This window comes from Bradyrhizobium sp. LeoB3 (genome assembly GCF_055456055.1).
On sequence record NZ_JBVBEF010000211.1, the window covers coordinates 1 to 4,809 of the forward strand.

General features: G+C 63.2%; 6 protein-coding genes. All 6 read right to left on the reverse strand.

What is annotated here, in order from left to right; genetic code table 11:
- Nucleotides 1-107 precede the first annotated feature (107 nt).
- The 6 genes from ACZXDY_RS44725 to ACZXDY_RS44750 all read right to left on the reverse strand — a co-directional run bounded on the left by ACZXDY_RS44725 (nt 108) and on the right by ACZXDY_RS44750 (nt 4,591).
- Nucleotides 108-1,079, reverse strand: a complete 972-nt coding sequence (locus ACZXDY_RS44725; protein ID WP_464349868.1) for a Na+-dependent transporter — start codon at nt 1,077-1,079, stop codon at nt 108-110.
- Between the two features lie 533 nt (nt 1,080-1,612).
- On the reverse strand, nt 1,613-2,107 hold the full coding sequence (locus tag ACZXDY_RS44730) for a DUF2852 domain-containing protein (RefSeq protein WP_028163673.1): 495 nt from the start codon (nt 2,105-2,107) through the stop codon (nt 1,613-1,615).
- Between the two features lie 120 nt (nt 2,108-2,227).
- Nucleotides 2,228-2,923, reverse strand: a complete 696-nt coding sequence (locus ACZXDY_RS44735) for a TetR/AcrR family transcriptional regulator (protein ID WP_464349869.1) — start codon at nt 2,921-2,923, stop codon at nt 2,228-2,230.
- A gap of 289 nt (nt 2,924-3,212) precedes the next feature.
- On the reverse strand, nt 3,213-3,578 hold the full coding sequence (locus tag ACZXDY_RS44740; RefSeq protein WP_208828741.1) for a YciI family protein: 366 nt from the start codon (nt 3,576-3,578) through the stop codon (nt 3,213-3,215).
- Between the two features lie 41 nt (nt 3,579-3,619).
- Nucleotides 3,620-4,039 (reverse strand): YciI family protein, encoded by a 420-nt coding sequence (locus ACZXDY_RS44745; protein ID WP_028163676.1) that lies wholly within the window; start codon nt 4,037-4,039, stop codon nt 3,620-3,622.
- 138 nt (nt 4,040-4,177) lie between these two features.
- Nucleotides 4,178-4,591, reverse strand: a complete 414-nt coding sequence (locus tag ACZXDY_RS44750) for a YciI family protein (RefSeq protein ID WP_464349870.1) — start codon at nt 4,589-4,591, stop codon at nt 4,178-4,180.
- Nucleotides 4,592-4,809 lie beyond the last annotated feature (218 nt).

Below are 4,809 nucleotides of genomic sequence, written 5' to 3' on the forward strand. Positions count from 1 at the left end.
CAACAGACCTGAACGAAACGAGAATTGTGTTACCCATGTCGTCGGTTTGAACTGTTACCCATGTCGCCGGTTGCTCAGCGGCCCGCCTGCGAAAGCAGATGGCACCTCTACCGCCACTTCGTCAGCCTGCCCATGATCGGCTTGAGTAGTTGCGGCGCAAGATAGATCGGGAATTGCGATAGCGCGAAATAGAGCCAGGTCAGGCCTGGCAGCACGCCATCGGTGGCGGCGACCATCAACCCCATGTTTCGCTGCGACACCATCAAGGCCAGGGCCAGCGCCCGCTCCATGCCGAAGCGGCGAAACACCAGCATGGTGGCGCCGAGCAGCGCGAAGAACACCGCAAAGGCAAGCAACGTCAGCCCGAGCGCCTGCAGCGGTTCATGCCAGAAACTCGGCGCAACCGGTCCCATGACCGCGCACACGAATACCAGGAGGATCAGGATGTTCAGCCCGTCGATCGGCGCCTTGTGGCGCTCGATGGCGGCAAGCCCGAACAACAAACGGATGATCGCGGCGACCGCGAGCGCGCCGGCCAGGATCAGGAACAACTTTGCGCCGAGGGCGACCGGCGACAATGTCAAGGCAGAGCCGAAGAAGAGATAGGCGAACAGCGGCGCGGTGAGCGGCACCAGCGCGGTGCCGGTCACCAGCGTGATCAGCACCAGCGTGGCGTCCAGCCCCATCAGCGCCGCGAGCGAGGGCGAAGCCATCATCGGCGAAGCCACCGCCTGCAGCATCAGGCCCAGGAACAGATCCGGCGACGCCGTGCGCAGGCCCGTCGCAAGCCAGAACATGCCGGTGATGGCCGGGACCGCCAGCAGCGTCCATCCCGTCGCGGTCACGACGACCGCAGGCCGGCGCAAATAGAGTCGCAGCGCGGAGAGGTCCACGCGCATGAAGGAAATGCAGAGCAGGAGAAAGACGGCTTCGGTGACGAAGGGCCGCAAGGCTTCGCCGAGCGGCGGGATCGCGATGCCGATGAACACTAACGCGGCGACGGCGCGTGTACCCTGGCGGCCAAGCCACGCGAGCGGCCCGACGATGGCAGCAATGATAGCAGTCAAGGCAACAGGCATCGGCGTTCTCCTGATAGAGCCGCAGCACGGGGAGACCTGTTGAGACAAGAACATGCGCCCGCCGGACCGCGGCGGCACTCGTTCATGTTTTGCAGATGAGACAAGACGACGTGCCGCTCCTTAAAAGGAGCGCCACCAGCGCGACGCAGTGAAGGTCAGGCAATCGTCCATGGGTCTTGATTGGCATCGTGCGACGCCATTGGCAAGAGGCGCAGTGTCGTCCTGGCGAAAGCCAGGACCCATAACCACAAGCGGTTGTTGTGGCGCGTGCAAGTGGTTGCAGCGGAGCACACTCCAAACACTTGTGGTTATGGGTCCCGGCTCAAGGCCGGGACGACAGCGTCATTGCGGCAACGGAAGTGTTCAACACGGCCGCTTCAAAAACCAAACCGCCCGTCTGCTTTCGCAAACGGGCGGCTCAGGGCCATCAGGTTTTATGGGGGCACATCGCCTGAAGGCTAGCTCTCGATCTTATTCTTGACGCGTTTTCTTCACGCAAACCGGTGCCCACTTCGCTTGAAAACGCTATGGCTTTAGCCCTGCTGCGGCGGGGGCTGGTCGTTCGGCGGAGTCGGACGCTGGCGATGCTGGTTCATGAAGGCGTCGAACTCTTCCTTGTCCTTGGCGTGGCGCAGGCGGCTCAGGAATTCCTTGAATTCCTTCTGCTCCTCTTCGAGACGCTGCAGCGTCTCGGCGCGGTATTCGTCGAAGGCGCGGTTGCCGCTCGAGGGCGGACCAAAGCCCCAGCCGAAGCCGCGGCGCTCCATGCGGTCGCGCATGCGATCCATCTTGTACTGCATCCGCTCCATCTTGTTCTGCCAGCGATCCTGATCGTGGTGACTCCAGCAACCCATTCTTCTGCTCCCGAGTGTGAAAAAGAGGAGGGCGAGCCCGATCGGCCACCAAATGATGAAGCCGAGAATGGTCACGGCAATCCAGCCGGGGTGCCACGGGCTTTCGAACATGCGTGGGCGGTAGGGTTCTTCCACAGGGCCGCGCCATCGATTGACATCTGCGGTGTAGGCCATTTCCCTTCTCCATCACGGCATCACGCCGTTGTGAATGTAAATAACATTTACATACTTGGCCGATCCATTCCGAAAGTCAAGCCGACCCCACGGGGGTGCGACAAAATTATTTCGGCAATTTTATTTCGGTTTGCCCCAGGGACCTGCGGGCTTTTCGTCCACCGGCTCGGGCGTGCGCTCGGTGGGGAAGCCGAGACCGCGCAGATAGATCAGCACTTCGGCTTCCAGCAGTTCTTCCGGCGTCATCGGCAGTTTGCGACGCGCAGCATCGCCACGGCCAAATAACGAAGCGACACCGTGCGACATCGCCCAGATGTGCAGCGCCATCATCATCGCCGGCGGACGCGGCACGCCGGGCGGCGCCAAAGCCGCAAGCCGCTCCGCGGCAGCACGAATGACGGCAAAGGCGCGTTCGCTTGCGGCCATCAGTGCAGGAGTTGTCTCGACCGGAACGCCGGATTCGAACATCGCCGAATAGAACGCGGGCTCCTCGCGCGCGAAGGCGAGATAGGCCTTGCCGACGCGCTCAAACGCGGTGATCGTATCCGGACGGCCGTCGTCCCAGGCCTGCGTCAGGAGCTGCTCGAACTGCTCGAAGCCGCGCTGGGCGATGCTCGACAATAGTTCGTCGCGGTCGCGGAAATGCCGATAGGGCGCGGCGGGGCTGACGCCGGCCATGCGCGCGGCATCGGCGAAGGTGAAGCCGGCCGGCCCCTTCTGCGAAATCAAGTCGAGCGCCGCCTGCAGCAACGCCTCTTTGAGATTGCCGTGATGATAGCCGCGCTCGCCGCGGCGCTGATCCTTGCGCCAGCTCATGTGAAAAGCTCTTACATGAGCCGGATGCAAAGGTCACTAGCGCCGAGGGCGCAACTTCGCGTCATTCCGGGGCGGCTCGCAGAGCCGAACCCGGAATCTCGAGATTCCGGGTTCGATGCTATCGCATCGCTCCGGAATGACGGCGGTTCGTAGCCCGGGTGGAGCCAACGGGTCGCGCGAACGCGCGCCCGATGACAGGCTCCGCGCAACCCGGGACGGCTGTGTCCGCGTTTACGACCGCCCCGGGTTACGCTGGCGCTTCACCCGGGCTACGGGGCCGGCGGCGAGATCAACGGCCCGGGATCGGAAGGACCGGCATGATCTCCACGGAGTCGCCCGGGAAGATCGCGAAATGCGGGTGGTTCTCGAACATTTTGGCGGCGGCCTCCTGCGAGGCGGCACGCACCACGGTGAACCCGGTCAACAGGTTGGTGATGTCGGCGATACCGTTCGCGTCGACCTTCTTGGTCTTGCCGAGCGGGCCGCCCATCTCGACGATCACGCCCTGATGCTTTTCGACCCAGGCGCCCCACGCCGCCATCCCCTGCTGCTCCTTGGCGCGCCGCTCGGCCTCCGGCAGCGCGCGCCAGGCCGTCATTCGCGCGCCGTTCATGCTGCCGAGATAGACGGCGAGGAACGTATCGTTGCTGCTCATGTGCTTCTCCCTTGGCGTTGAATTTGTGATCGGTGCGCGACTTAACGGTGTGCCGAGTCCCGCTGCAGTTCTTCGAAGCCGGCGGCTGCCTTCTGCACCTCCTCCGAGAAATCGCTCATTTCCTGCACCTGGCGGATCTCGATGATCTCGTTCTCGCTGGCCGGGCATCGCTTGGCCCATTCGATCGCCTCCGCACGCGAGGCCACGTTGATCATCCAGTAGCCGCCGAGCACTTCCTTCGATTCGGTGAATGGACCGTCGGTGACCACAGGCTTGCCGGTCGCGAAAGAGACGCGGGCGCCCGCCGACGGCGGATGCAGGCCGTCCAGCGCGATCAGGACGCCGGCGTCCTTCAGCGCCTGGTTGTATTGCATCATCGCTTTGACGCGTTCGGGATCGAGGTCGATCTTCGGCGGCGCGGTCTCGAAGCCGAGCGGGATCATCAGCATCATGAATCGCATGGGTGGTTCCTTGTGGTTTGGGGGATGTCATTCCGGGGCATCGCAACGCGATGAGCCCGGAATCCATTTCTCAGCTTGCGCATGCGGTCCGATGGATTCCGGGCTCGTCCTTCGGACGCCCCGGAATGACGGCGAGGGCTACCTTGTGGCGACCTGGGCGCGCAGGCGCTCTTCCTGCTCGCGCAGTTCGGGGGTCAATGCCTCGCCGAAATCCTCGGTGGAGAACACCTGCCGGATCTCGATCTCGCCGTCCTCGAACGGGGCGCGCTTCATCCAGTCGATCGCTTCATCGAGCGATTTGGTCTCGATCAGCCAGAAGCCGGCGACGAGATCGTTGCTCAAGCTGAACGGTCCGCGGGTGACGCGGGGCTGCCCGCCGCCATAGCTGACCCGCGCGCCCTTCGCGCTCGGATGCAGGCCCTCGCCGGCCTGCATGACGCCGGCCTTGACCATCTCCTCGTTGAAGGCGCCCATCGCAGCCAGAAGTTCCGTCGAGGGCATCACGCCGGCTTCGGTGTCCCGGCTAGCCTTCACTATCACCATGAATCGCATCGTCTCGCGCTCCGTTAGGGGGTCACTTATTGGTCACTTGTCTTCAGGCACTCGCAGATAAGACGAACCGGGTTTTGCCGCACCGACAGGTCCCCGCAAAATTATTCTGGAGGTCATTGCGGCAATTGGGCGCGGGCGGCATGCCCACCCTACGAGACTGTGAATCTTTTTATATCGGGCGCGTGGCAGCTGTGATTCTCTTCGCGGATTGATTTGCA

What these genes read in the sequence shown, in the direction of transcription:
- ACZXDY_RS44725 (WP_464349868.1), bottom strand. Translation starts at nt 1,079, where the DNA reads ATGCCTGTTGCCTTGACTGCTATCATTGCTGCCATCGTCGGGCCGCTC.
- ACZXDY_RS44730 (WP_028163673.1), bottom strand. Translation starts at nt 2,107, where the DNA reads ATGGCCTACACCGCAGATGTCAATCGATGGCGCGGCCCTGTGGAAGAA.
- ACZXDY_RS44735 (WP_464349869.1), bottom strand. Translation starts at nt 2,923, where the DNA reads ATGAGCTGGCGCAAGGATCAGCGCCGCGGCGAGCGCGGCTATCATCAC.
- ACZXDY_RS44740 (WP_208828741.1), bottom strand. Translation starts at nt 3,578, where the DNA reads ATGAGCAGCAACGATACGTTCCTCGCCGTCTATCTCGGCAGCATGAAC.
- ACZXDY_RS44745 (WP_028163676.1), bottom strand. Translation starts at nt 4,039, where the DNA reads ATGCGATTCATGATGCTGATGATCCCGCTCGGCTTCGAGACCGCGCCG.
- ACZXDY_RS44750 (WP_464349870.1), bottom strand. Translation starts at nt 4,591, where the DNA reads ATGCGATTCATGGTGATAGTGAAGGCTAGCCGGGACACCGAAGCCGGC.